Source organism: Sphingobacterium sp. UBA3549 (genome assembly GCF_002376635.1).
Taxonomy (GTDB): Bacteria; Bacteroidota; Bacteroidia; order Sphingobacteriales; family Sphingobacteriaceae; genus Sphingobacterium.
Genome location: NZ_DFOE01000006.1, coordinates 42,922 through 64,847, shown reverse-complemented (window position 1 = coordinate 64,847; position 21,926 = coordinate 42,922). Strand labels below are relative to the sequence as shown.

The 21,926-nt window shown below is 38.6% G+C and carries 21 protein-coding genes; 14 read left to right on the top strand and 7 right to left on the bottom strand.

Features of this window, described 5'->3' with window-relative positions; all coding sequences use genetic code 11:
• The first annotated feature begins 15 nt into the window (after positions 1–15).
• From B2W36_RS03915 to B2W36_RS03895, 5 genes are all read left to right on the top strand, one after another.
• Positions 16–3,333 carry a S41 family peptidase gene (locus B2W36_RS03915; RefSeq protein WP_293886493.1) on the top strand — a complete coding sequence of 1,106 codons (3,318 nt, stop codon included), beginning with the start codon at positions 16–18 and terminating at the stop codon, positions 3,331–3,333.
• A 162-nt stretch (positions 3,334–3,495) separates the two neighbouring features.
• Positions 3,496–4,419 (top strand): CPBP family intramembrane glutamic endopeptidase, encoded by a 924-nt coding sequence (locus tag B2W36_RS03910; RefSeq protein WP_293880267.1) that lies wholly within the window; start codon positions 3,496–3,498, stop codon positions 4,417–4,419.
• Positions 4,394–4,609, top strand: coding sequence for a DUF2007 domain-containing protein (locus tag B2W36_RS03905; protein WP_209576943.1), 216 nt, complete (start codon positions 4,394–4,396; stop codon positions 4,607–4,609). Before B2W36_RS03910 ends, B2W36_RS03905 begins: the two co-directional genes overlap by 26 nt.
• Complete coding sequence (locus B2W36_RS03900) at positions 4,606–5,406, top strand: phosphatidate cytidylyltransferase (protein ID WP_209576942.1); 801 nt, start codon at positions 4,606–4,608, stop codon at positions 5,404–5,406. Before B2W36_RS03905 ends, B2W36_RS03900 begins: the two co-directional genes overlap by 4 nt.
• 7 nt (positions 5,407–5,413) lie before the next feature.
• Positions 5,414–6,085 (top strand): DUF2461 domain-containing protein, encoded by a 672-nt coding sequence (locus tag B2W36_RS03895; RefSeq protein WP_209576940.1) that lies wholly within the window; start codon positions 5,414–5,416, stop codon positions 6,083–6,085.
• On the opposite strand, the gene B2W36_RS03890 is transcribed toward B2W36_RS03895, so the two are convergent.
• Positions 6,086–7,282, bottom strand: a complete 1,197-nt coding sequence (locus tag B2W36_RS03890) for an anhydro-N-acetylmuramic acid kinase (RefSeq protein ID WP_293886492.1) — start codon at positions 7,280–7,282, stop codon at positions 6,086–6,088.
• A 100-nt stretch (positions 7,283–7,382) separates the two neighbouring features.
• On the opposite strand from B2W36_RS03890, the gene gcvH reads away from it, so the two are divergent.
• Positions 7,383–7,763 (top strand): glycine cleavage system protein GcvH, encoded by a 381-nt coding sequence (gene gcvH, locus B2W36_RS03885; protein ID WP_293886491.1) that lies wholly within the window; start codon positions 7,383–7,385, stop codon positions 7,761–7,763.
• 64 nt (positions 7,764–7,827) lie between these two features.
• Here gcvH and B2W36_RS03880 read toward each other — a convergent pair whose 3' ends face one another.
• The 3 genes from B2W36_RS03880 to mqnB all read right to left on the bottom strand — a co-directional run bounded on the left by B2W36_RS03880 (position 7,828) and on the right by mqnB (position 10,442).
• The gene (locus B2W36_RS03880) at positions 7,828–8,583 is read right to left on the bottom strand and encodes a DUF6263 family protein (protein ID WP_209576934.1); all 756 of its coding nucleotides are present in this window, start codon (positions 8,581–8,583) and stop codon (positions 7,828–7,830) included.
• A gap of 107 nt (positions 8,584–8,690) precedes the next feature.
• The gene (locus B2W36_RS03875) at positions 8,691–9,677 is read right to left on the bottom strand and encodes a pyruvate dehydrogenase complex E1 component subunit beta (RefSeq protein ID WP_293880276.1); all 987 of its coding nucleotides are present in this window, start codon (positions 9,675–9,677) and stop codon (positions 8,691–8,693) included.
• Between the two features lie 123 nt (positions 9,678–9,800).
• On the bottom strand, positions 9,801–10,442 hold the full coding sequence (gene mqnB / locus B2W36_RS03870; RefSeq protein WP_293886490.1) for a futalosine hydrolase: 642 nt from the start codon (positions 10,440–10,442) through the stop codon (positions 9,801–9,803).
• 587 nt (positions 10,443–11,029) lie between these two features.
• Here mqnB and B2W36_RS03865 point away from each other — a divergent pair.
• From B2W36_RS03865 to B2W36_RS03830, 8 genes are all read left to right on the top strand, one after another.
• Positions 11,030–11,443 (top strand): 6-pyruvoyl trahydropterin synthase family protein, encoded by a 414-nt coding sequence (locus B2W36_RS03865; protein ID WP_209576927.1) that lies wholly within the window; start codon positions 11,030–11,032, stop codon positions 11,441–11,443.
• A gap of 28 nt (positions 11,444–11,471) precedes the next feature.
• Positions 11,472–12,101, top strand: coding sequence for a GTP cyclohydrolase I FolE (folE, locus tag B2W36_RS03860; protein ID WP_209576925.1), 630 nt, complete (start codon positions 11,472–11,474; stop codon positions 12,099–12,101).
• Between the two features lie 238 nt (positions 12,102–12,339).
• Complete coding sequence (locus B2W36_RS03855) at positions 12,340–12,975, top strand: O-methyltransferase (protein WP_293886489.1); 636 nt, start codon at positions 12,340–12,342, stop codon at positions 12,973–12,975.
• Between the two features lie 22 nt (positions 12,976–12,997).
• Positions 12,998–13,522: a glucosaminidase domain-containing protein gene (locus B2W36_RS03850; RefSeq protein WP_293886488.1), complete on the top strand. Its 525-nt coding sequence runs from the start codon at positions 12,998–13,000 to the stop codon at positions 13,520–13,522.
• 22 nt (positions 13,523–13,544) lie between these two features.
• Positions 13,545–14,378 carry a glucosaminidase domain-containing protein gene (locus tag B2W36_RS03845; RefSeq protein ID WP_293886487.1) on the top strand — a complete coding sequence of 278 codons (834 nt, stop codon included), beginning with the start codon at positions 13,545–13,547 and terminating at the stop codon, positions 14,376–14,378.
• Positions 14,379–14,439: 61 nt separating this feature from the next.
• A complete protein-coding gene (locus tag B2W36_RS03840; RefSeq protein WP_209576920.1) occupies positions 14,440–15,201 on the top strand; it encodes a hypothetical protein in 762 nt (253 codons plus the stop codon).
• 21 nt (positions 15,202–15,222) lie between these two features.
• Complete coding sequence (locus B2W36_RS03835; protein ID WP_293886486.1) at positions 15,223–16,260, top strand: DUF3078 domain-containing protein; 1,038 nt, start codon at positions 15,223–15,225, stop codon at positions 16,258–16,260.
• Positions 16,260–17,126 carry an N-acetylmuramoyl-L-alanine amidase gene (locus B2W36_RS03830; RefSeq protein WP_293886485.1) on the top strand — a complete coding sequence of 289 codons (867 nt, stop codon included), beginning with the start codon at positions 16,260–16,262 and terminating at the stop codon, positions 17,124–17,126. The genes B2W36_RS03835 and B2W36_RS03830 overlap by 1 nt, the downstream gene beginning before the upstream one ends.
• A gap of 27 nt (positions 17,127–17,153) precedes the next feature.
• Here the strand turns inward: B2W36_RS03830 and B2W36_RS03825 are convergent, their stop codons facing one another.
• The 3 genes from B2W36_RS03825 to B2W36_RS03815 form a co-directional block, all read right to left on the bottom strand.
• Positions 17,154–18,866: a sodium:solute symporter gene (locus B2W36_RS03825; RefSeq protein WP_293886484.1), complete on the bottom strand. Its 1,713-nt coding sequence runs from the start codon at positions 18,864–18,866 to the stop codon at positions 17,154–17,156.
• A gap of 94 nt (positions 18,867–18,960) precedes the next feature.
• Positions 18,961–19,170: a hypothetical protein gene (locus B2W36_RS03820; protein ID WP_075990403.1), complete on the bottom strand. Its 210-nt coding sequence runs from the start codon at positions 19,168–19,170 to the stop codon at positions 18,961–18,963.
• Positions 19,171–19,177: 7 nt separating this feature from the next.
• Entirely contained in the window at positions 19,178–21,631 is a 2,454-nt protein-coding gene (locus B2W36_RS03815) for a PIG-L family deacetylase (RefSeq protein ID WP_293886483.1), read from the bottom strand.
• Between the last annotated feature and the right edge of the window lie 295 nt (positions 21,632–21,926).

Sequence of the window (21,926 nt, the reverse complement as noted above, 5' to 3'; positions counted from 1 at the left end):
AACCTTAACATGTTTATGAATAGAACTCACTTCAAGCTAATTGCAGCATTTTTGGTCGGAACAACTTTTCTGTCAGCAAAAGCGCAAGAAACCTTATTGCTTCGAAATCCAAGTATAAGCGCTAATAATATCGCTTTTGTGTATGGTGGAGATATTTGGATTGCTGACAAAAATGGCAGTAATCCGAGACGACTAACAACCAATCCTGGTGTAGAACAGAATCCGATGTTTTCTCCTGATGGTAAGAAAGTGGCATTTACAGGCAACTATGACGGAAATACCGACGTCTATGTAATACCTGTAGCAGGAGGTGAACCCAAGCGTATCACTTATCATCCCTCTTCGGATGTATTACGTGGATGGCTCAACAATGATGAAGTATACTATACAACATCGCGAGATTTTACCTATGCTTTAAGTCCGCGATTATATAGTTCCAATATACAAATGTCAGGAATGGACAAGGCATTGATGATGCCTGAAGCCACGCAAGGCAGCCCTTCTGCAGATGGTCGTTATTGGGCCTATATCAAGAATACCGATCCTACAGAAAGAGACCGGGTAGCCTTTAAACGTTATCGGGGTGGCGGTATGCCGACTATTTGGATCTTCGATACGAAAACCAAAGAAATAGAAGCAATTCCACAAGTTAAAAGCAATGACGTTAAGCCATTATGGTTGGGTACTAAGGTTTATTTCCTATCTGACCGCGATAAAATCGTTAATATCTTCAGTTATGATACCAAGACCAAGAAGGTAGATAAATTAACAGATTTCAAAGACTATGATGTGCGTTCGCTGAATGGGAATGGCACAGATTTGATTTTTGAATATGCTGGAGCACTAAATACGTTGAGTTTAAGCAATAATAAAGTAACTCCGCTGCATATTAGTGTAAACACGGATGTGATGTATAAAAGGCCGTATTATAAAGATATCAAGGATGATATACGCTATGCTACACTATCACCAACCGGTCAGCGCGCACTATTTGAGGCGAGAGGAGAAATATTTACAGTGCCTAAAGAAAAGGGCGAGGCTAGAAATTTATCAAATTCACCGGGTTCTCATGAGCGTTTTCCAGATTGGTCTCCAAACGGTAAATGGGTATCTTATATTTCAGACAAAAATGGATCTTATCAGTTGGTGCTGACAGATCAGTTCGGAAAAGATAAACCATTATATTTTAATTTGGGTGAAACTAATTTCTATTTTGAGCCGACTTGGTCGCCCGATTCAAAGAAATTATTTTACAATGATTCGCATCTCAATCTGTATTATATTGATATCGCTTCTAAAGCAGTTGTCAAAGTTGCTGATGATAAATTGAGTGGCCAAACAGGGCGGGTATCCAATCATTTCCAGCCAAGCTGGTCTCCAGATTCTAAATGGATATCCTTTATTCGTACGCTGGAAAATGGCGTACCTGCTGTATTCATGTACAATTTGGACACAAAGAAAACCCAGCAGATCACCGATGGTATGAGCTCTGCTCGTAGTACGGCATTCTCTCAAGACGGTAAATATTTATTTTTTACGGCAAGTACCAATACAGGTTTAACGAATTCTGGTTTACATATGTCCGCTGTACAGCGAAATGTAGACTATGCAGTTTATGCTTTTATTCTTTCGAGCAAAACGCCATCTTTCTTTAAAAATGATAGTGATGAGGAGCAAATCCGTGAAGAAAACGCAGATAAAAAGGAAGAAGGAGAAACTAATAAAAAGGAGCGCTTAAAAGAGAACGATAAGAAATCTCCTAAAAAAGATAAAAAGGAAGCCGCAATGACAAGCAAGCCAATCGACAAATCTATTCAGGTTGATTTCGATCGTATAGAAAATAGAATTGTTGCGCTTCCTCTACCGGCAGGACCTTATTGGAACTTGAATGGTTTAGTACCTAATCAATTGACCTATCAACGCGGTGGAACGATTGGTGCCTATGATTTTAAGGAACTTGAAAACAAAACCTTAGTGGAAAATGCACGTAGTTATGTTATTAGTGCTGATGGTAAGAAAATGTTGTTCCAAACGGGAAATGGATTTAATATCGTAAATGCTGGACAAAAAGTTGCCTCACCTACTGCTGGAGAAATTAAATTAGCTGGAATCCAGCAACTGGTGGATCCTGCAGCGGAATGGAAGCAAGTGTTCAATGAAGTTTGGTCAATGCAAAAGGATTATTTTTACGTGGAAAATATGCATGGCGCCGACTGGAAAGCAATGAAAGCTAAATATGAAAAATTCCTACCTTTTGTCAACCATCGTTCTGATCTCGGTTATTTATTGAATGAAATGATGGGAGAAATGGTCGTAGGACATAATTATATTTATCCCGGAGATCAGCCTTCTACACCTTCAGTTTCTGTAGGTGTGCTTGGAGCTGATTATACGCTAAAGAATGGATACTATCAGATCGCTAAATTATTTACGCGTCTAGAATGGAATCCGTCTTTCAAAGCACCATTGGCTGAACCTGGATTGAACATCAAGGAAGGAGATTATATTGTTGCTGTGAATGGTACAGAATTGACTGAAGATAAAGATATCTATAGCCTATTTGACAATACTGTCGGGAAGCAAGTGATGCTCAAAATCAATTCAAAACCTTCATTGGTTGGCGCACGTGAAGTCATCGTTAAACCGATTTCTTTTGGTGATGAAATGAACTTGCGTAGCATGGAATGGGTAGAGCGAAACCGTAAGAGGGTGAATGATTTGAGTAATGGCCAAATAGCTTACGTGTACATGCCGAACACCGGTCCTGAGGGGTATACTTATTTCAATCGTTATTACTTCGCTCAGATGGATAAAAAGGCTCTTCTGATGGACGAAAGGAACAATGGTGGTGGATGGGTTGCTGATTATGTGATCGACCTCTTGTCCCGCGAGTTAATTGCCGGCTGGGGCATTCGTGATGGAAAAGGATTCACGACACCCGGTAACGGTATTTATGGACCGAAGGCTATGATCATCAATGAAAATGCCGGTTCTGGCGGTGATATGATGCCTTATATGTTCCGTTTTAAAGGCTTGGGCAAATTGGTGGGGCGCACCACAATGGGAATCTTAGTGGGTATCAGTGGTTATCCTCCATTGCTGGATGGAGGGCGGATAACATCTCCAAACTTCGGTGTGTATGACCTCAAAGGAAATTGGATCATCGAAAATGAAGGCGTTGCTCCGGATGTTTTTATCGAACAATTGCCGAAAGATCTTTTGGAAGGTCGTGATCCTCAACTGGAGAAAACAGTGAAAATACTGTTGGATGAAATGAAAACTTATCCATACAAAAATCTTCAGAAGCCAGCAGACCCAGTTCGGGTAAATTAATGAGATACGCATCAAAAAGGGCTTTGAAAATTTTCAAAGCCCTTTTTGATGCGATTAGATCATATACAATAGCAACTTTTGATGATTTTGAATGGATCAGCATTCGGCTATTTATTGGCTTTACCTGCTTTTATTGTTATCTTTAGCGTATATTTAATACATATGTTTCCAGCGCAAACTACCCACCCTTTTCAATCGTTGTTGCGGTTGATTTTAATGGTTATCGGTTTTACTTTCATATCACAAGTAGTCTATTTTATCGCGTTGTTTTTTTATTATAAAATGACGGGACAGGTTTTTTCATTAGCGGCGGTCATGAATGGATCGGCCAATGAAATGCGCCTTTTATTGTTAATGAGTAGTTTAGGATCATTTGTGATCCCTGCTTATTTGATGGATACTCGGGAGGGCTATGGAATTAAGTATTTCCGTCTTGATGATAAACCTAACGCAATACAGTTTGCCTATATCTTTCTGGCTATGCTTGCTTTTATGCCGGTGATGAATTTGATCGGTCACTGGAATGAGTCGTTAAAACTTCCAGAGAATATGAAATCGGTACAGCTTTGGATGGAACAGAGTGAAAAGGATTCGGGAGATCTTATTCGGGGTATTATTATGGAATCGAGCATTCTTGGTTTTCTGTTCAATATCATTGTGTTGGCGCTGATACCTGCCATCGGAGAGGAATTGTTATTTCGAGGTGTTTTACAAAATATAGTGGGAAGATGGTTGCATAATCCCCAGGTTGTTATCTGGATTGTAGCGGTTATTTTTAGTGCAATACATCTGCAGTTTTTTGGTTTTGTACCCCGCTTGCTCTTGGGTGCTTTTTTTGGTTATCTCTATCTATGGAGCAAAAACATCCTATTGCCCATCTTCGGGCATTTTGTTAACAATGCGGGAGCTACGGTTATCTCATTCTATTATGCTAGGCAAGGAAAAAGCTATGATGAGCTCAATGCATTTGAGTTACAATCTTGGTGGATATATCTTGTAGCCTTCATTTTTACTCTTATTTTTGTACTCTTATTTTATCGAACCACCCAAAAAGAAAACGATGGAGAACGATTGGAAAAAAATTAAAACATATACAAATGCTATTCAGGCAGAGATAGTCAAACAAATGTTGGAAGAGCATGGAATTCCTGCTGTTGTTTTGAATAAGCAAGATTCTTCTTATCTATTTGGAAAAATTGAACTTTATGTCAACGAAGGATCTATCGAAATGGCTGAACGACTAATTGAAGAAGCAGAAGGGGATATTAATTTATGAAAACAAGAGCAATAACAGGAGTAATTTTTGTAGCTGTCATGATAGCAGCCACTCTTTTTGGGGCATACGTTTACTCCATCTTTTTTACATTGCTCAGTACATGGTGCCTTTATGAATTTTATGGGATCGTTTCGTCGGATGAACGCGCTCCAAATAAATGGTTAGGCATACTATTGGCTTTGCTGCTATTTATTTTAGGTTCATTGATTTCATTGGACCTATTAAATGTTAAGTTTTTGGCGCTGATGATTCCTATTGTAAGCGTGACTTATATTGTTTCACTTTTTCAGAAACGAAAGTTCCCTTTTAACGACATCGCCTATACTTTTTTGGGTATAGCTTATGTTACACTGCCTTTTTTCCTATTTTCCAAACTAGGGTTTATGCAGGGTAGTTTTAATTATGTGCTTCCCTTAGGTTTTTTAATTTTATTGTGGACAAATGATACTGGCGCATATTTGGCTGGACGAAGCTTTGGAAAGCGTAAATTATTTGAAAGAATTTCCCCTAAAAAGACATGGGAAGGTTTTTTCGGGGGATTGATTTTGGCTATTGTTGCCGCGGTGAATCTGGAAAAGTATTTCAGTTATTTACCGCTTTGGCAATGGATAACTGTTGCGGTAATTATTAGCGTTGTGGGTACTTTGGGGGATTTGGTCGAGTCTATGTTAAAGCGTAGCCTACAGGTCAAAGACTCGGGTAATATATTACCTGGGCATGGAGGGTTTTTGGATAGATTTGACGGATTGTTATTGGCTGCGCCAATGGTCTATGTTTTCTTAATTTTAATTAATTGATCGTAATATGAGTCACATTCAAAAATCTACTTTTGATTTTTTGACGGAATTGAAAGCTAATAATTCTCGGGAATGGTTTGCTGATAACAGGGCAAAGTATGAAGCCGCATTAGTTGATGTAAGAAGCTTTTTAACGGATTTAATTGCGGCTTTAAGTGAGTTTGATCCTAAAATTAATACCACCATACAGGCCAGCAAATGTCTATTTCGGATTTACCGCGATACGCGTTTTTCAACGGATAAAACACCTTACAAAAGCTGGTTTGGTGCAGGGATATCTGTAGATGGGAGAAAGCTACAAGGACCAGAGTACTATATCCATATCGGTGCAGAAAATTCATTTATAGCATGTGGCTACTGGCGACCTGAAAAGCAACATTTAGAAGCAATTAGGCAAGAAATCGATTATAATGGTGGTAAGCTAGATGATATTTTGAAAGAGGTGTTGTCCGAAAATAAAATTGCGCTATTTAAAGAGGATCTGTTAAAACGTGCTCCTGCGGGTTATAACGAAGATAATCCTTTTATTGACCTGATCAAATTAAAGAGCTTTGTGTTGGACAGATCGTTAACTGTAAAAGAGCTATCTGCGAAAAATGCACTGGATAATATCGTGGCGTCTTATAAAAGTATGCTTCCTTTCAAGGAGTTTTTACAAGAAGCCATCGATACAGAATAACTATTCGGGTAAGCTAATTTTACCCATACATACAGCGGGAGAATCTTTGATATACGCTACATTGGATTTGTTGCCCGCTAGGGTTTCGTTTGCCAATAGCGCAAAGAGAACGGCTTCTTTTGCATCAGGATCTATACCTAATGTTGCAAAACTTTGCACCTTACACGCTGGTAAACTTGTTTTGATATAATCAAACAGCAAAGGATTATGTAGCCCTCCGCCGCTGATATAAACGGCTATATCGGTTAGACCTTCAGTCTGGCTGCGAATTCCATTAACCATCGCTTGAGCAGCGAAACGATTAAGGGTAGCCATGACATCTTTGTGAGGCAGATCCGTTGTCTTAGAGCTATGCTGTGCTCGTTGGAGATAGGTCAGATTAAATAGTTCTGGGCCAGTAGTTTTTGGAAAGGGTAGTGTTAGAAACTCTTCCGCCAAAAGCTGATTCAATAAATCTTCATTTACACAGCCAGTTTTTGCCATCTGAGCATCCTTGTCCATTTCTGTATCAAAGTGCGTCTTCATGTATTGATTCATCATGGTATTTCCCGGGCCTAGGTCAGTAGCATATGCTTTCAACTTGGTTTGGTGGCTTGGGATAAATGTGAAATTAGAAATCCCTCCAATATTCAGTAAGAAACGATTTTCTGTCGGATGTGAAAAAAGTAGGTAGTCGCCATAAGCTGCTAAAGGTGCCCCCTCTCCCCCTGCAGCGATATGCTTCTGTCTAAAGTCTGATAGGGTTATGATACCTGTATGCACTGCAATATGATCCCCATCTCCGATCTGTAAGGTACTATTTGGCCAATTTTGATCTTTTGTCAACGATTTGGGAGCATGGTAAACTGTCTGTCCATGACTGGCTATACAATCAATCTCACTGTTCGCAATATTCCATTGTTTTAAGGCTGCATTGATTAAATTTGCATGGGTTATTCCAATGTAGGCATTGAGTCCGGAAAAGAGCTGCTGATCGATATGGCGTTTTGCAAAAACTTCTCGAACTCGTGTCCTAAATTCGTCGTCGTACTCCATGGTAGAAAATTTCTCCAGCTGTATTTTTGTTATTTTTCCTGCATGCTCTATGCGGCATAGTGCAATGTCTAACCCATCTAGTGAAGTGCCGGACATCAGGCCAATAATGAGTCGCGCTTTCTTTCGTGAAATTTGGTAAAGTCTTTCGATTTGAAGATTCATAGCTTAAAATTAAGCACAAAAATGTTATGATGAATATCATTTTTGACAATTGAAGATATTTTGTAACTTCACGGCATTAAAAATCAAAAAATTAAATACAATGAATTTTCCAGCAGAATTGAAATACACCAAAGATCACGAATGGATTCGTGTTGAAGGTGATGAAGCAGTTGTAGGGATTACTGATTTCGCTCAACGTGAATTGGGAGACATCGTTTTTGTTGACATTAACACTGTAGGTGATGAAATTGCCGCAAATGAAGTTTTCGGAACAATTGAAGCGGTAAAAACTGTTTCTGATTTGTTTTTGCCTGTATCAGCTACAATTTTATCTGTTAATGAGGCTATTGATGCATCTCCTGAGTTGGTCAATTCTGATCCGTATGGAGAAGGTTGGATTGTTCGTATTAAATTGAACAACGCTGCTGATGTAGACGCTTTGTTAACCGCTGAGCAATACAAAGAAGAGATTAACGCGTAGTTTTAAAACTATCTATATGAAATAGGGACCAACAGGTCCCTATTTTTTTGTTCTAATCGATGGTTTATTGACTTTTTAATGTGGTCTTTATTTTGGCTTCCGGCATATCTACATCACTTATCATTTCGGTTGCCTTGGTAAGACAGGTTTTTTTATCCAAAACATAAAAACCTTGGAGATTGCCGACCTGGTTTGCATCAGGACCAAACATCTTTCCTTCCACATTTACTTTGTAACCAAGCTCATTTGCCTCGATTAATGTCATTTTGCTTTCTACCATTATTCCTGAATCATCAGATTCTGTTTTTGATGTCCATGAATCTCCGATGGTAACCGGTTGCTCAGGTAATACAGTGCTGATATTTTCGAACATACTTTTGTCAAACGGCATATTGATGCCTTCAGGTAATTTGATATCCGACGACTTACCAAGTTGGTTTACATTGAAGGTTATATTATTTTCTAGCAGCTTGCCTAACGTAGCATGCATCTGCTTAGAAAAATCATTAGCTTCTGGATTTTTTGAGTCATATGCCATGTCCATTCCTGCCATATTCATTTTCATATTGATTCCTGTGTATTTTAAATCAAATGCGAATGAATTATCTTTTGTTGCTGTATTGGTTATATCAAACCCCATGTTGAGATCTGTAGTCATTTTTTGACCAGCGGCATCGATGTCCATGGTCATACTCAGGTTTTGTGAAATCTTTTTTCCTGCATCCGGATTTACGCGCAGTGTATATTTCTTTTGTGCGGAAGCCGCGAGAACAAAGAAAGCAAATACCGCGATCAATGAGGTTATTCTTAATTTTTTCATATCTATAATTTTTATGTTTTTATCAGTAATAATTGGGCAATTTAAATATATAAAAAAATCCCTTCTACGTGGTAAAAGGGATTTGGGTTTTTTATAATTAACAAAAATTACTTTTTGATATAAGATACTTCTTTAACAGCTTTTACAACTTTTTCGACGCTAGGCAGAGCCGCTTCGATTAATGTTGGTGCGTAAGGAAGTGGTACATCGGCACAATTTACGCGTATTACAGGCGCATCTAGGTAGTCAAATGCATTGCGTTGAACATTGAATGCTAAATCTGTAGAAATAGATGCCAATGGCCATGCTTCTTCTACAATCACTAAGCGATTCGTTTTCTTAACAGATGCGATGATTGTTGGGTAATCAATTGGACGTACGGAACGCAAATCGATTAATTCAACGCTGATACCTTCTTTTTTCAATTCTTCAACTGCAGGAATGACAACGCGAGGAAGCATTTTACCAAAAGATACAACAGTTACATCTGTACCTTCTTGGATGATATTAGCTTTTCCGATTTCCAAGTAATATTCTTCTTCAGGAACTTGTCCTTTATCGCCGTACATTACTTCAGACTCCATAAAGATGACAGGATCTGGATCTATAATCGATGATTTTAATAGACCTTTAGCTTCATATGGGTTAGAAGGTACCACGACTTTTAAACCTGGTGTATTTGCAAACCAGTTCTCGAAGTTTTGAGAGTGTTGAGCTGCAAGTTGGCCAGCATTTCCTGTAGGACCACGAAAGACCATTGGAATAGAGAACTGTCCACCACTCATTGAGTGGATTTTTGCAGCTGCATTGATCACTTGGTCGATAGCAACAAGTGAAAAGTTGAATGTCATGAATTCCACAATAGGTTTTAAACCATTCATTGCCGCTCCAACAGCAATACCCGCAAAACCAAGTTCAGCAATAGGTGTATCAATGATACGTTTTGCGCCGAATTCATCAAGCATACCCTGACTCACTTTGTAAGCTCCGTTATACTCAGCAACTTCTTCTCCTAATAAAAATATTTTGTCGTCTTTACGCATTTCTTCGTTCATTGCTTCACGAAGTGCTTCTCTGAATTGTATTTCTCTCATCAGTTGTAAAATAGTGTCAATTTTTTGATTACAAATCTACTATTTAAAATTGATATTTTGAAGATTTGAACACGCTAATTGTATAGTTTTATGTCATTTTTTAAGATGTAAATGACTTTCATATTAAATTTTTAAATATAAGTTGCTCAGATATTCCAATGTTTTTATAAGTGCCTTATTACTATTCATGATAGCTAACGGAATGTTCCACGTGGCACGGTTCCTTTTTTCTACGTAATTCGAAATACCGCGAATCTCTATAACGGGAACAGTCATTTTGTCCGCAGCATAGAAAACAGCAGCTCCCTCCATACTTTCTACGAGACTATTGGGATGGAGCTTTTGAATTTTTTCGATGCTTTCTGTATGACCATGTACTTTGTTTACGGTAATGCCCTCCCCCTGTTTTAGAAATGGGAGACGAAGCTCTTTGTCAGCTAATAAGCAGGAGGAAAATTTAGACTTTCCGTAGCCCAATTGGTCTATTGGAATAAAGTTATGACCGTCTTCCGCGCCAAGCTCAACGAATGACTCTGAAACCACTTGGATGACTGAACCTATTTCAACATGCCGATCCAGACATCCCCCTATTCCTATATTAATAAGAAGATCATATTTTTTTTCATGAAGTGCTCTTCCTAGCGCAAAGGCTGTGGCCACCATGCCAACACCAGTGATGAGGGTATCGCATCGATCGTATGTTGATGCCACTTCCAGGAACGGCTGCAATTCAAATGAAGTAGCCGCAATAACTAATATTTGCATGACGAACTCTTTTTTGAGGGAAAAATACAAATTATCTTGCGCGCAAAAGTATTTTAAAACAAAATATAGTACTTGGTATTCGTCCAACTGACAGATCTGACTTTGATTTTATACATAGGATGATTTGGCTTTTGCTAACAATATCATTACTGATAAGCGCGGTGAAACGGCATTCTTTTTGGCATTTATAAGTTAGAAGTAGCCACTGCTTTATTATACATTAATAGCGGTTTAATAGCTATTTAGTTTAGCTTTTAAATAGGGATAATATAGGTTGAACCTAAACTAACCCTAAGCTAACCCTAACTTAACCCTAAACTAAACCTAACTAAAAACGCAATCAAATAATAAGAAAAATTACGTAAAAGAGCCAATAATATATAAACACTGGTATTCTCATAAAGAGTAAGCAACGTTCGGTTTCAAATTTAGCCATGCGTTCTCTAATAGTTAAGACTTAGACTACGGAACTTTTATCGGTTTTGAATGAAGAATGGTATAAGCATTTCATTATATTACGGTATTCTGACGGCATTCCTCAAATTGAAATGTTAAAATTGCGCCTAAAGCCTTATCTTTGTATTATTATGGTATTTATAACTCGTCGTGAACGTTTCTGTGCTGCACACAAGCTCTATCGTGAAGACTGGAGTGAGGAGCAGAATGAACAGGTTTTTGGTCTTTGTGCCAATCCGAATTGGCATGGACATAATTATGATCTTTATGTCACAGTTAAAGGAAATGTTAATCCAGAAACTGGTTTTTTGATTGACCTAAAGATGATGAAGGAAATTATCAATCGTAGCATCATCGATAAGGTAGACCACCGTAATTTTAATTTAGATGTTGATTTTATGCAGGGTGTGATGGCTTCAACTGAAAATATCGCAATCGAGATATTTAAGATTCTAAAACCCTTGTTTGATGAACAGGGAGTAATTTTACATAGTGTCCGTTTGCACGAAACAGAAAATAATTACGTCGAATATTTTGGCGATTAAACTTTAATACATTTAAATAGTAGAAACTATGAGTCAGCACTCATTTGACAACGAAGAGTTGGATGGATATATTAAGATCGACAAATACAATACTGAAAAGGTAGAACGAATCGCTTCTCATTATACCGATATATTGGCATGTCTTGGGGAAGATCCCAAACGTGAAGGTTTAGTAAAGACGCCAGAGCGTGTTGCGAAAGCGTTGCAATTTTTGACACATGGCTATGATATTGATGCTGGAGAGGTATTACGTGGAGCGATGTTTGAAGAAGACTATAGTCAAATGGTTGTCGTCAAAGATATTGAAGTCTATTCTCTTTGTGAACACCACATGTTGCCTTTTTTCGGTAAAGCCCATATAGCTTATATTCCTAACGGACATATTGTTGGATTGAGTAAAATACCGCGTGTCGTTGATATTTTTGCACGTCGTCTTCAGGTTCAGGAGAGGCTCACTAATGAAATCAGGGACTGTATCCAAGAAACTTTGGGGGCGCTGGGCGTAGCTGTAGTCATGGAATGTAAACACATGTGCATGGCAATGCGTGGCGTACAGAAACAAAATTCTGTGACAACAACTTCTGCATTTACAGGAGCTTTTCAAAATGATGTAACGCGATCCGAATTCTTACGCTTGATCACAGCTGATCTTGCGTAATACCGGTATGGTGCAATAATAAAAAAGCCTTCTAAAATATCATATTTTAGAAGGCTTTTTCTTTGGGGAAATTGTGATCTGAAATAAAATTTTAAAATTGACGATGTTGGGTTTTTATGCATTTGAGGCAATTTTAAAAAAACGTCCTTTACAAAAGGTTTATTGTATTTGATTGATAATCAGGTTTTAATAAAAAAAAGTTTTTATACTAAATATGTTTTTTGGTACCTTTGCGGTTATGGAAATTGTTGACAGCGATTTAGAGTCCTATTTGGAACATACTACAGACGAAGAAAATTCGTTACTGAAAATGGTAAATCGGGACACTTATTTGAAGGAAACAATGCCCCATATGTTATCTGGACATTACCAGGGAAGAGTTCTTTCTTTATTGAGTAAATTGGTTGCTCCCAAGCGTATTTTAGAGATTGGGACTTTTACGGGATACGCAACTTTATGTCTCGCTGAAGGGCTGAAGGAAGATGGTCTATTACATACCATTGATATCAATGCAGAGCAGCAAGAAAGGGTTCAAGGTTATTTTGATGAATCGCCATTTGCTGACAAAATCAGGTATCACATTGGCGATGCGGCGGTGATACTACCTACATTGAATGAAACATTCGATCTAGTATTTATCGACGCAGACAAGAAGAGAAATTTATTTTATTTCGAAACGATAATAAATCAAGTTCCGTCTGGGGGACTTATTTTGATTGACAATGTCTTATGGAAAGGTAAGATATTGGATTCAAAACCAGACAACCAAACAAAGCAGATCATTGATTTGAATGCACGTTTAGCTCAGGACAAGCGCGTAGAAAAGGTGATATTACCAATTCGAGACGGACTTTTTGTATTACGCAAGAAGTAATTTGTGAACTAAAACATTCTTCATGAATTTAAAACAATTAAAAAGCTTTGTACTGATACTAGCTTTGGGAACTTTTGGATTAACAAAGGTTTCGGCTCAAAGTAATGCGGCATATGTCGATAAGTACAGTCCAATAGCAAAAGAAATGATGGAGGAACATGGTGTTCCGGCATCGGTTATCTTAGCCATCGCCATGCATGAAAGCGGAAATGGTGGTAGCAGGGTAGCAAAGAATTTGAATAACCATTTTGGTGTCAAAGGAAAGAACAATAGTACCGTTATTCGGTCAGCTTACAAAGGTTATCGGTCAGTATTGGACTCGTACGATGATTTTGTAGGAATAGTGAAAAGAAAAAAGACTACTCAAAGTCTTTTTGATAAACATCCGGGTGAAAAATACGAGGCTTGGGTAAAAGCGATAGCTCGTTCGGGGTACTCGACGAGTAAAGGTTGGACTGCAAAAGTACTCGCTACAATTAGACAATATCATTTGGATATGTTTGATCATGATGCTAAGCAAAACAAATTCTCGTCAACAAAAAAATAAGCACTAAGCACAACATTACTGCATGAAGAAGTTTTTTTATGGCATGTTTGTACTCATGATGTTGGTTACATCATGTTCAAGTCGGAGGGGCACGTTATCGTCCCCTAAATCTGGCTCCAATTCAAAAACTTCTTCATCTCCTTCTGTTGGGCGGCCCACCATGGCAGGGAACGATTACATCAGTCATTACAAACAGGTGGCCATTGCAGAAATGAACAGATACGGTATCCCCGCCAGCATTAAACTTGCTCAGGCACTGCTTGAATCAGGCAATGGGAATAGTTACCTAGCGCGCGAGGCGAATAATCATTTTGGTATTAAATGTGGCGGAGTGTGGAAAGGAAAATCCGTAACCCGCCCTGATGATAATATTAATGATTGCTTTCGTGTTTATGACAGTCCCGAACAATCGTTTCGAGATCATTCTGAATTTCTGTTGAGGCCTCGGTATGCAGCGCTCTTTAAATTGGATAAGAATGATTATAAAGGTTGGGCTAAAGGCTTGGAAGCAGCCGGGTACGCCACCAATCCACGTTATCCTGAATTGCTCATCGAAATGATCGAAAGATATCATCTTGATCAATACGACCGCGGTGAATCGCCGCGTGAAAAAGTTGTTCGAGAGGAAACGGTGCAGGTAGAAATCGTTCAGAATGTACAAGAAGCCCCCCCCTCGGTTGTAAAAACAGAAGCCATCAAGAGCCCCGTAGCCATGCGTATTCATGAGGTTAAAGCTCAAGATACGTTGTATTCGCTCAGTAAGCTATATAATGTATCTGTCGATCAGATTAAGGCTTTGAATGGTCTTACCGATGATGCGCTATCGTTGGGGCAGCTTTTGGTTATATCTAAATAGTTACGTTTTAAAAGATGTTAAATATTTCACTTTTGTATCCCTATATAGTAGTTTTACGATAGTGATATTAATACGATATATTTTTCTACTTATTGCCATTGGGGCTTCCACTTCTGCACTTTTTTGTCAAGATAAAAAAGTGGAGGGGATTGTCTTTGATAAAAATACCAAACAGCGTATTGGCAATGTCAAGCTTGCCAACTTGCGAACAGGAGAGGTGAATTATAATACAATCAAAGGTGAATTTGTCTTTAATGCACAGTTAGGAGATCATATCGTCGCGATGAGTAAGGGGTACTTTTCAGATACGCTTCTTGTAGATGAACGGGGATTATTACTTTTTCATTTGGTACGCGAAACTTTTTATATAGAGGAGGTTCAGGTTTACGCACGCAAAAGTCCCGAAGAAATTTTGGAGAAAGCAAAAGTGGATTATGAAAAGGCATATCGTTTGGCAGGTTATGGTGATGTATTTTCTGTAGGCCCAAATGGCGCTGGTTTAAGCATCAATTCAATCTACAGTTTATTTAGCAAAGAGGCCAAACGGGCACGCCGATTGACTAAAACCATTGAAAACGATTATAAGGAAAATGTGATCGATTATAAATTTTCGAAGGAACTTATTAGTAAAGTAACTGGACTCAATAGTGAAGAATCGGAGCGATTTAGAAGGATATTCAGACCCTCCTATTTCTTTATTCTTGCAGCAAGCGATTATGAACTGGCAAATTACATTAAGAATTGCTATTCACGGTATCAATTGAATCCTTCACAATATTTTATTGAGCCTTTTCCAACAATTAATTATAAATTAGTACCGTAAACAAAAATAGACGTTTTCAGAATGAAGTTATTTAATTTTGTCGGCATGGCTATGCTCTGCCTTTCTATTACTGGCATACAGGCACAGGATCTGAAAGATCTTAGGGCAAAACCAGATACCGTAATTTCCGTACAGAAAGAGCAACCTTTAAATATTAAAACCATTCGTCCTGTCGTTCCCAAACTGAACCTAGAAGTAGACTATTGGAAACATTGGACAAAATTTGGGATCAATTTAAATCAGGCATCATTTAATGATAATTGGAAAGGGGGCGGTGTCGGTTCTATTGCTGTTGGGTTGAATGCCAATCATAAATCGGATTATACCAGAGATAATTTCAATTTCGTGACTGAAGTTGATTTACGTTATGGAAAAATAAAGAACACCAATAATATTGCGAAGAAAAATAATGACCGTATATTTTGGGATAATAAGCTTTCTTATAAATTGTCTGCCAATTGGGCTTTGTTTACATCGGTGACCTTTGAGTCTCAGTTTGACGCAGGGTATAAGTATAAAACGATCAATGGTAGGGATACCATTGATTATATCGAGAATGCTTTTATGGCGCCAGCCTATCTGACGGAGTCTTTCGGTCTTGAGTACAAGCCCAGCAATGAATTCTCGTTACGTTTTGGTACAGGTACTGCTCGTCAGACCTTTATTTTGGATGATCGCGTTAGACCTCGCTCTGGGGAGGGTTTCTTCGCAAAGTATGGATATTATAGAGATCCAAACAATCCAAGTGTAGGTACCGGCGAAAGATTCGGTGTAAAGGAAGATCGAACTTTTGCAAATGCACTGGCATTCCAGCTAACGGGTAATTTGGACAAAAACTTCACAGATAAATTGAATGTAAAGGCGCGTTATAATCTTTTTGCGGATTATGAGAAACTTTCCGATCCAACGCACCGTTTAGATGTAACCGTAACAGCGAAAGTTACCCGTGTAATCAATGTGAACTTGAATGGTATTATGATTTATGATCCAGATGTTATTTCCAAGGTGCAATTGAGTCAGTCCTTGGCAATGGGAATTGTATATAGTTTACCAAAATAATGATTAGACCTGTGTCAGTAGGAATATTACTGTGCTCATTGCTTTCTTTGGCAAGTTGTAAGTCGAAGGTACAGCCGGCGATTTTGAAACCGTTGGTAACATCTTTTGCTTCTCCGGTGGTTTTGGAGCCGCAGATTGTGACTAAGCCGGATACCAGTTTATTGACACCAGAGGAAAGAAAGATCATCTTTTTACAGAAATCGGGAAGCCATTCTTATTGGCGTCAAGAAGAGGCTATTCATTATGATGTACGCAAGCCAAACTTTGTTGTTATCCACCACACTGCGCAAGATAGCATCGGTCAGACAATTAAAACTTTTCAGATCCCGAGAACTAAGGTGAGTTCACATTATGTTATTGGCCGAAATGGGGAGATTATACAAATGTTAAACGATTATGTCCGCTCTTGGCATGCTGGGGTTGCTAAATGGGGTTCTATCGTAGATATGAACTCATGTTCTATCGGTATTGAGCTAGATAATAATGGTAGAGAACCTTTTCCTGATGCACAAATTAATTCATTGATGACGGTGCTGGATACCTTGAAGTCTCGCTATTTAATACCGACAAATAATTTTATTGGGCATGCCGATATCGCTCCAGCAAGGAAGAACGATCCAAGCGTGTTTTTCCCCTGGAAAAAGCTGGCGGACCGGGGTTTTGGAATTTGGTATGATGAAGGGCAACTTGTTGCCCCCCCAGATGGTTTTAATGCGATAGATGCGCTTAAAATTATCGGTTACGATACGTCTAACCTTAAAGCTGCGATTGTTGCCTTTAAAAGAAAGTTTGTTGTAAGGGATACAACACCCGAACTGACCATATACGATAAGAGCGTGTTGTACAACATTTATAAAAAATATTAAACCTGTACAATCGTACTTTTCGTTTTATTAGGATTGAATTTTATCATCTACCAATGCGCTTTTTTTTACGCCCAGCTGTAGGAGATAAGCGATCAGCATGACGGCGAGACAGCCAATAAGATTTAACCATAGAAACGGTATTTTATCCATTAACCAAATACCAATCACGATCACTTCTGAAAGTATGGCGGCAATAAAAACTGCTTTTCCCCTGATTTTTCTCATATAGAAGGCTACAATAAAAATACCTAGGATCGTCCCATAGAATAAGGAACCTAAGATATTGACTGCTTCGAGAAGATTACCCAACCTATTTGCATATAAGGCTACCAGGATAGTAAATATGCCCCAAATCAGGGTAAATAGACGAGACCACAGCAGATCTTGTCTTTCAGATGATCTACGGTTAATGAATCTTTTGTAGATATCAATTGTCGTTGTGGAAGCTAATGAATTAATAGCGCTTGCGGTTGATCCCATTGATGCAAGAAAGATAACTGCTATTAGCAGCCCGATTAACCCTTTGGGAAATACAGTCGTTACGAAAGACAGAAACACATAATTATTGTCGTTCGTTTCCGCACTGGGATTGTTTTTTTTAATCAAGTCTATGGTTCGGTCTTTAACCTGCTGCATTTCCGCATTTAGTTGGCCCAATGCTGTGCGAGCATGAACAATACTTTTTTTGTCATCTTGCTCTAAGGCTGTATTAAGCTGCTGAACAGCAGACTCACGCGCTTTAAACAGTTCGTTATGTTTCTGTTCGAAGATTTGATACTCAGGAGCGTATTTGCTTTCCTTGAGGTTTTTGACTTCAACTTGATTAAAAAAGATAGGCGGTTGATGGAACTGATAATAGGCAAATACAAGGATTCCGATCAGGAGAATTGCAAATTGCATAGGTATCTTTAATAAACCATTCATAATTAATCCCATCCGGCTTTCTCTGATGGATAATCCAGTTAAATACCTTCCGACTTGGCTCTGATCTGTTCCGAAATAAGAAAGCTGTAGAAAAAATCCTCCAATTAACCCTGTCCAAATTGTATAGTTATTGTTCAGATCAAAAGTAAAGTCCAACGCATTTGTTTTCCCTGATTTTCCTGCTATATGCAGTGCTTTTGAGAGGCCAATATCCTGTGGTAGCAGATGAATGACCAATATCCCGGCAATAAGTAAAGACGCAAAAATAATGCTCATTTGGAGCAATTGCGTATGAGATACAGCTTTGGTTCCGCCATAAGTTGTATAGATAACAACAAAACTTCCTATGGCCAAGGTCGTCCAAGTAAGGTCAATATGTAGTATGGTCGATATAATCAACGCCGGAGCAAATATGGTAATACCCGTTGAAATACCGCGTTGAATGAGGAAAAGAATAGCGGTGAGGCCTCTAGTCCTTACATCAAAGCGTTTTTCTAGAAATTCGTAAGCTGTAAATACTTTCAGCTTATGAAAAATGGGGATAAATGTTATGCAGAGGACAATCATGGCCAGCGGTAGGCCGAAATAGAATTGAACGAAACTCATTCCTGAAGAATAAGCTAGTCCGGGTGCAGAAAGGAAAGTAATGGCGCTTGCTTGAGTCGCCATTACTGACAATCCGACGTGATACCAGGGTAAAGAACGATTACCCAGAAGGTATCCATCAATATTTTTTATGCCTCTACTCTTGTAAACGCCATACACGACAATAACTAAGAGTGTCAGAAATAAAACGATCCAATCTGCTGTACTCATGAATAGTGGTTCGTGAAAATGTACAGAAACAGGATGAATACAAATAGCCAGATAACGACCAACCAGTAGAAACGTTTCCAGCTATTCATCGTTGTTATCTATCGGAAGGCTTCTGAGGATAGATGACGCTATTAAAAATAGCGGCAATAATCAATCCGACAGCGGCACCTCCAAAGATGCTTAAAAATGTCTCGTTTGCAGTGAATCCAATTAATGCACCAAATACTACAGCAACTAAAAGAATGATTCCTTTTGCTTTGCCAGCATCAATTGTCGTGCAGCTGTTGTCAATCTGATTTTCCATTATTCTATTATTTTGATTTTGATAACAAATTTACAAATAATCTGTAAGCTCCGGGAATTCCTGCAGGTAATTGTCTGAAAAAAGACAAAGATGTATAAACAAATTTACCTTTTCCATAGTGTGCAACTAGTAATGATCCATTATGTAGCGCCTCACCCGGGTCTTGCATGGTAATAGGCGTACGATATCTTTTATCAATATCTTCGGCAAAATATAGTCCCCGTTCCTGTACCCAGTGTTGAAAGTCAGCTTCGCTGATTTTGTTTGGGTAATTGAAAATAGGATCGTTTTTATCAAAATGCACTGTTGCTTTTTCGTCCGTTACCCGGCTTCTGCCAATACTAAAAGGAAAGGGACCAAAGTTTTTTGCTATCATTCCGTTATTTACATTGTATTGTTCTAGAACTGTACCCCCCATTTTCACATACGCAAGTACTTTGTTTTGAAGCTGCGCAATCTGTTTATTGACGTTGAATATCCGTACACCAAAAATTACAGCGTCATAGGTGGAAAGATCTGCTTTTAACGCCTGTTCGTTACTTAGCACATCAACTTTTATACCAATGGCAACAAGCGATTCAGGAATTAGATCCCCTGCCCCATGAATGTATGCGACGTTCTTTACGTCGTTGATCAGGTTGATGTTGCTCATTTTTATAGCCGCATCTGGGAAATAAACGATATCAGGTATATGGTTGTACTCAATGGACTTTATCTCTTTCAAGCGTTCTTTATTATTCAAAAGAAACCCAAGGGTATCTATGGAAGATTGGGTAGCATCGGATGGTTTTATGTTGATTTCCCTAGAGATTATACGTTCACTTTCTTTAAAAGATAAATCAAAAGATGCTGGTAAAACTTCCCAGCCTTTTGGTATGTTGGGTTTTACATGAAATGTAGTAGCGACTATTTGTCCGTTTTTCTGAAAAGTCAGATTCACTTTGACCGTTCGGGCATTTTGGGTAAGCGCCAGAGAACTCGAACTTTTAGCCGTTAATGGTGGTAGGATTACGATCGGGTTGTAGATTTCACCACGGACAGGGTCGGTGTATTTATACTTTATAAGCTGATTGATTATGATGGGCTGGCCATTGATCCGAATTTCAATAGATACACTTGGAGCATCAGGATTTTCGGGATATCCGGTAAGATTGAAATCACTGATATTAAATTTACCTTTTCCATGCGGTTCCATCAGCCAGTAGGGTTGTGTTGTCCTATCGGCGATGACAAGCATAGTGTCTTTTTGCAACCTATTTGTTTTCAGTGTGTCATGAATGCTATTTCCGTTTAGCTGAGTCAGCTCAACTGTTATATTTGGACGGCGGACAATAATAGAATGATCCACTTTTATCTCATCTCCCAAGGCATAGGATGAATTTCTGGCAACACTTTCGAACCAAATTCCACCACAAGCAAGAATCAGTTTTTCAACTTCCTTTTTCTTCTCCGTTTTCCAGTATTCATCATCAATTTCATCCAGTATTTTGTATAGTTTGATCAGTTCTGTGATGATCAATTCCGGTTTATCAATTTGATATATCTGATTAATGTGGTCAATTAAGGGTTGGACTTTATTGCCGTTTTTCACTCTTTTCCAGGAAGTGTCTACATTATCCAGCAGTGTCTTTTCTGCAGGTACACCGTCGACGAATTCGAAATATTCAATTGATGAGCCGCGTTGGCTTGCCGACCCGAAGCCTTGACTTTTGTGTGAAGAGCGGCTGTGGGCAGCAATCTCGCCATAGGAGGCTCCTAATAGGGAATTATAATCTCCAATATCTATTTTTAACTGATCTTCACGGGTATTGTTTTGACCGCCAAAATTAGCCGTATTCCAAAGGAGACGTTTCGCCTGCCAAGGACTTACAAATTGAAGTTGTTCTGAAAATTGATTAGGATCTGCAGCGGCTTTAAAAGCTTCTTGCGCTAGAATAGCGGAAGCTTGATGATGGCCATGGCCCCCCCTTGAATCGGGAGGAAAACGTGTAATAATTACATCGGGCCTAAATTTTCGGATGATCCATACGGCCTCTCCAAGAACACGTTTTTTATCCCAAAATTCGAAAGTTTCTTCTGGTGTTTTCGAGAATCCGAAGTCATAGGCGGAAGAAAAAAATTGCTCACCTTTATCAATTTTTCGAGCAGCCAGTAATTCTTGCGTTCGAATCAAGCCAAGCTCAATACCCTGTTCTGTTCCGATCAGATTTTGTCCCCCATCGCCTCTAGTTAACGATAAGTAAGCTGTCTTATATTTCTTTTCCTGGGCTAACCATGCAATCAATCGGGTATTCTCGTCATCGGGGTGTGCCGCAAAATAGAGTACCGATCCCAATGTGTTAAGTTTTTCCAGATTAAGTTTTATTTCAGCAGCATCCCACTGTGGATTTTGTGCTTTAACGCTTGAAGTTGACAAGATACCCGCCAAAATTATGATAACAGAGATAAAAGGTCTTCGCATTTTTAAAGATAAAGATTTTGCTTAACAACGGATTGTTGATTATTGTAATTTTATTGAAAGTCTTTAAAGTTTGATTGATCCCTATGTATACCATTGCGCAAAGGTTATCATGCTGATTAGGCTTAGGCCAATACAAAGTGTAGGTTTCAGTTATACGTAAAAGCGCTGTAAAATCATATTCGTCGATGCTTAAACGGATAATATAAGCACAGAATAAAAAAAACGGAAATCCCAATCAAGTTGGAATTTCCGTTTAACAATTAAAATATTTTTTCCTGAAACGAATTTTTAGAGA

What these genes read in the sequence shown, in the direction of transcription:
- B2W36_RS03915 (WP_293886493.1), top strand. Translation starts at nt 16, where the DNA reads ATGAATAGAACTCACTTCAAGCTAATTGCAGCATTTTTGGTCGGAACA.
- B2W36_RS03910 (WP_293880267.1), top strand. Translation starts at nt 3,496, where the DNA reads ATGTTTCCAGCGCAAACTACCCACCCTTTTCAATCGTTGTTGCGGTTG.
- B2W36_RS03905 (WP_209576943.1), top strand. Translation starts at nt 4,394, where the DNA reads ATGGAGAACGATTGGAAAAAAATTAAAACATATACAAATGCTATTCAG.
- B2W36_RS03900 (WP_209576942.1), top strand. Translation starts at nt 4,606, where the DNA reads ATGAAAACAAGAGCAATAACAGGAGTAATTTTTGTAGCTGTCATGATA.
- B2W36_RS03895 (WP_209576940.1), top strand. Translation starts at nt 5,414, where the DNA reads ATGAGTCACATTCAAAAATCTACTTTTGATTTTTTGACGGAATTGAAA.
- B2W36_RS03890 (WP_293886492.1), bottom strand. Translation starts at nt 7,282, where the DNA reads ATGAATCTTCAAATCGAAAGACTTTACCAAATTTCACGAAAGAAAGCG.
- gcvH (WP_293886491.1), top strand. Translation starts at nt 7,383, where the DNA reads ATGAATTTTCCAGCAGAATTGAAATACACCAAAGATCACGAATGGATT.
- B2W36_RS03880 (WP_209576934.1), bottom strand. Translation starts at nt 8,583, where the DNA reads ATGAAAAAATTAAGAATAACCTCATTGATCGCGGTATTTGCTTTCTTT.
- B2W36_RS03875 (WP_293880276.1), bottom strand. Translation starts at nt 9,677, where the DNA reads ATGAGAGAAATACAATTCAGAGAAGCACTTCGTGAAGCAATGAACGAA.
- mqnB (WP_293886490.1), bottom strand. Translation starts at nt 10,442, where the DNA reads ATGCAAATATTAGTTATTGCGGCTACTTCATTTGAATTGCAGCCGTTC.
- B2W36_RS03865 (WP_209576927.1), top strand. Translation starts at nt 11,030, where the DNA reads ATGGTATTTATAACTCGTCGTGAACGTTTCTGTGCTGCACACAAGCTC.
- folE (WP_209576925.1), top strand. Translation starts at nt 11,472, where the DNA reads ATGAGTCAGCACTCATTTGACAACGAAGAGTTGGATGGATATATTAAG.
- B2W36_RS03855 (WP_293886489.1), top strand. Translation starts at nt 12,340, where the DNA reads ATGGAAATTGTTGACAGCGATTTAGAGTCCTATTTGGAACATACTACA.
- B2W36_RS03850 (WP_293886488.1), top strand. Translation starts at nt 12,998, where the DNA reads ATGAATTTAAAACAATTAAAAAGCTTTGTACTGATACTAGCTTTGGGA.
- B2W36_RS03845 (WP_293886487.1), top strand. Translation starts at nt 13,545, where the DNA reads ATGAAGAAGTTTTTTTATGGCATGTTTGTACTCATGATGTTGGTTACA.
- B2W36_RS03835 (WP_293886486.1), top strand. Translation starts at nt 15,223, where the DNA reads ATGAAGTTATTTAATTTTGTCGGCATGGCTATGCTCTGCCTTTCTATT.
- B2W36_RS03830 (WP_293886485.1), top strand. Translation starts at nt 16,260, where the DNA reads ATGATTAGACCTGTGTCAGTAGGAATATTACTGTGCTCATTGCTTTCT.
- B2W36_RS03825 (WP_293886484.1), bottom strand. Translation starts at nt 18,866, where the DNA reads ATGAGTACAGCAGATTGGATCGTTTTATTTCTGACACTCTTAGTTATT.
- B2W36_RS03820 (WP_075990403.1), bottom strand. Translation starts at nt 19,170, where the DNA reads ATGGAAAATCAGATTGACAACAGCTGCACGACAATTGATGCTGGCAAA.
- B2W36_RS03815 (WP_293886483.1), bottom strand. Translation starts at nt 21,631, where the DNA reads ATGCGAAGACCTTTTATCTCTGTTATCATAATTTTGGCGGGTATCTTG.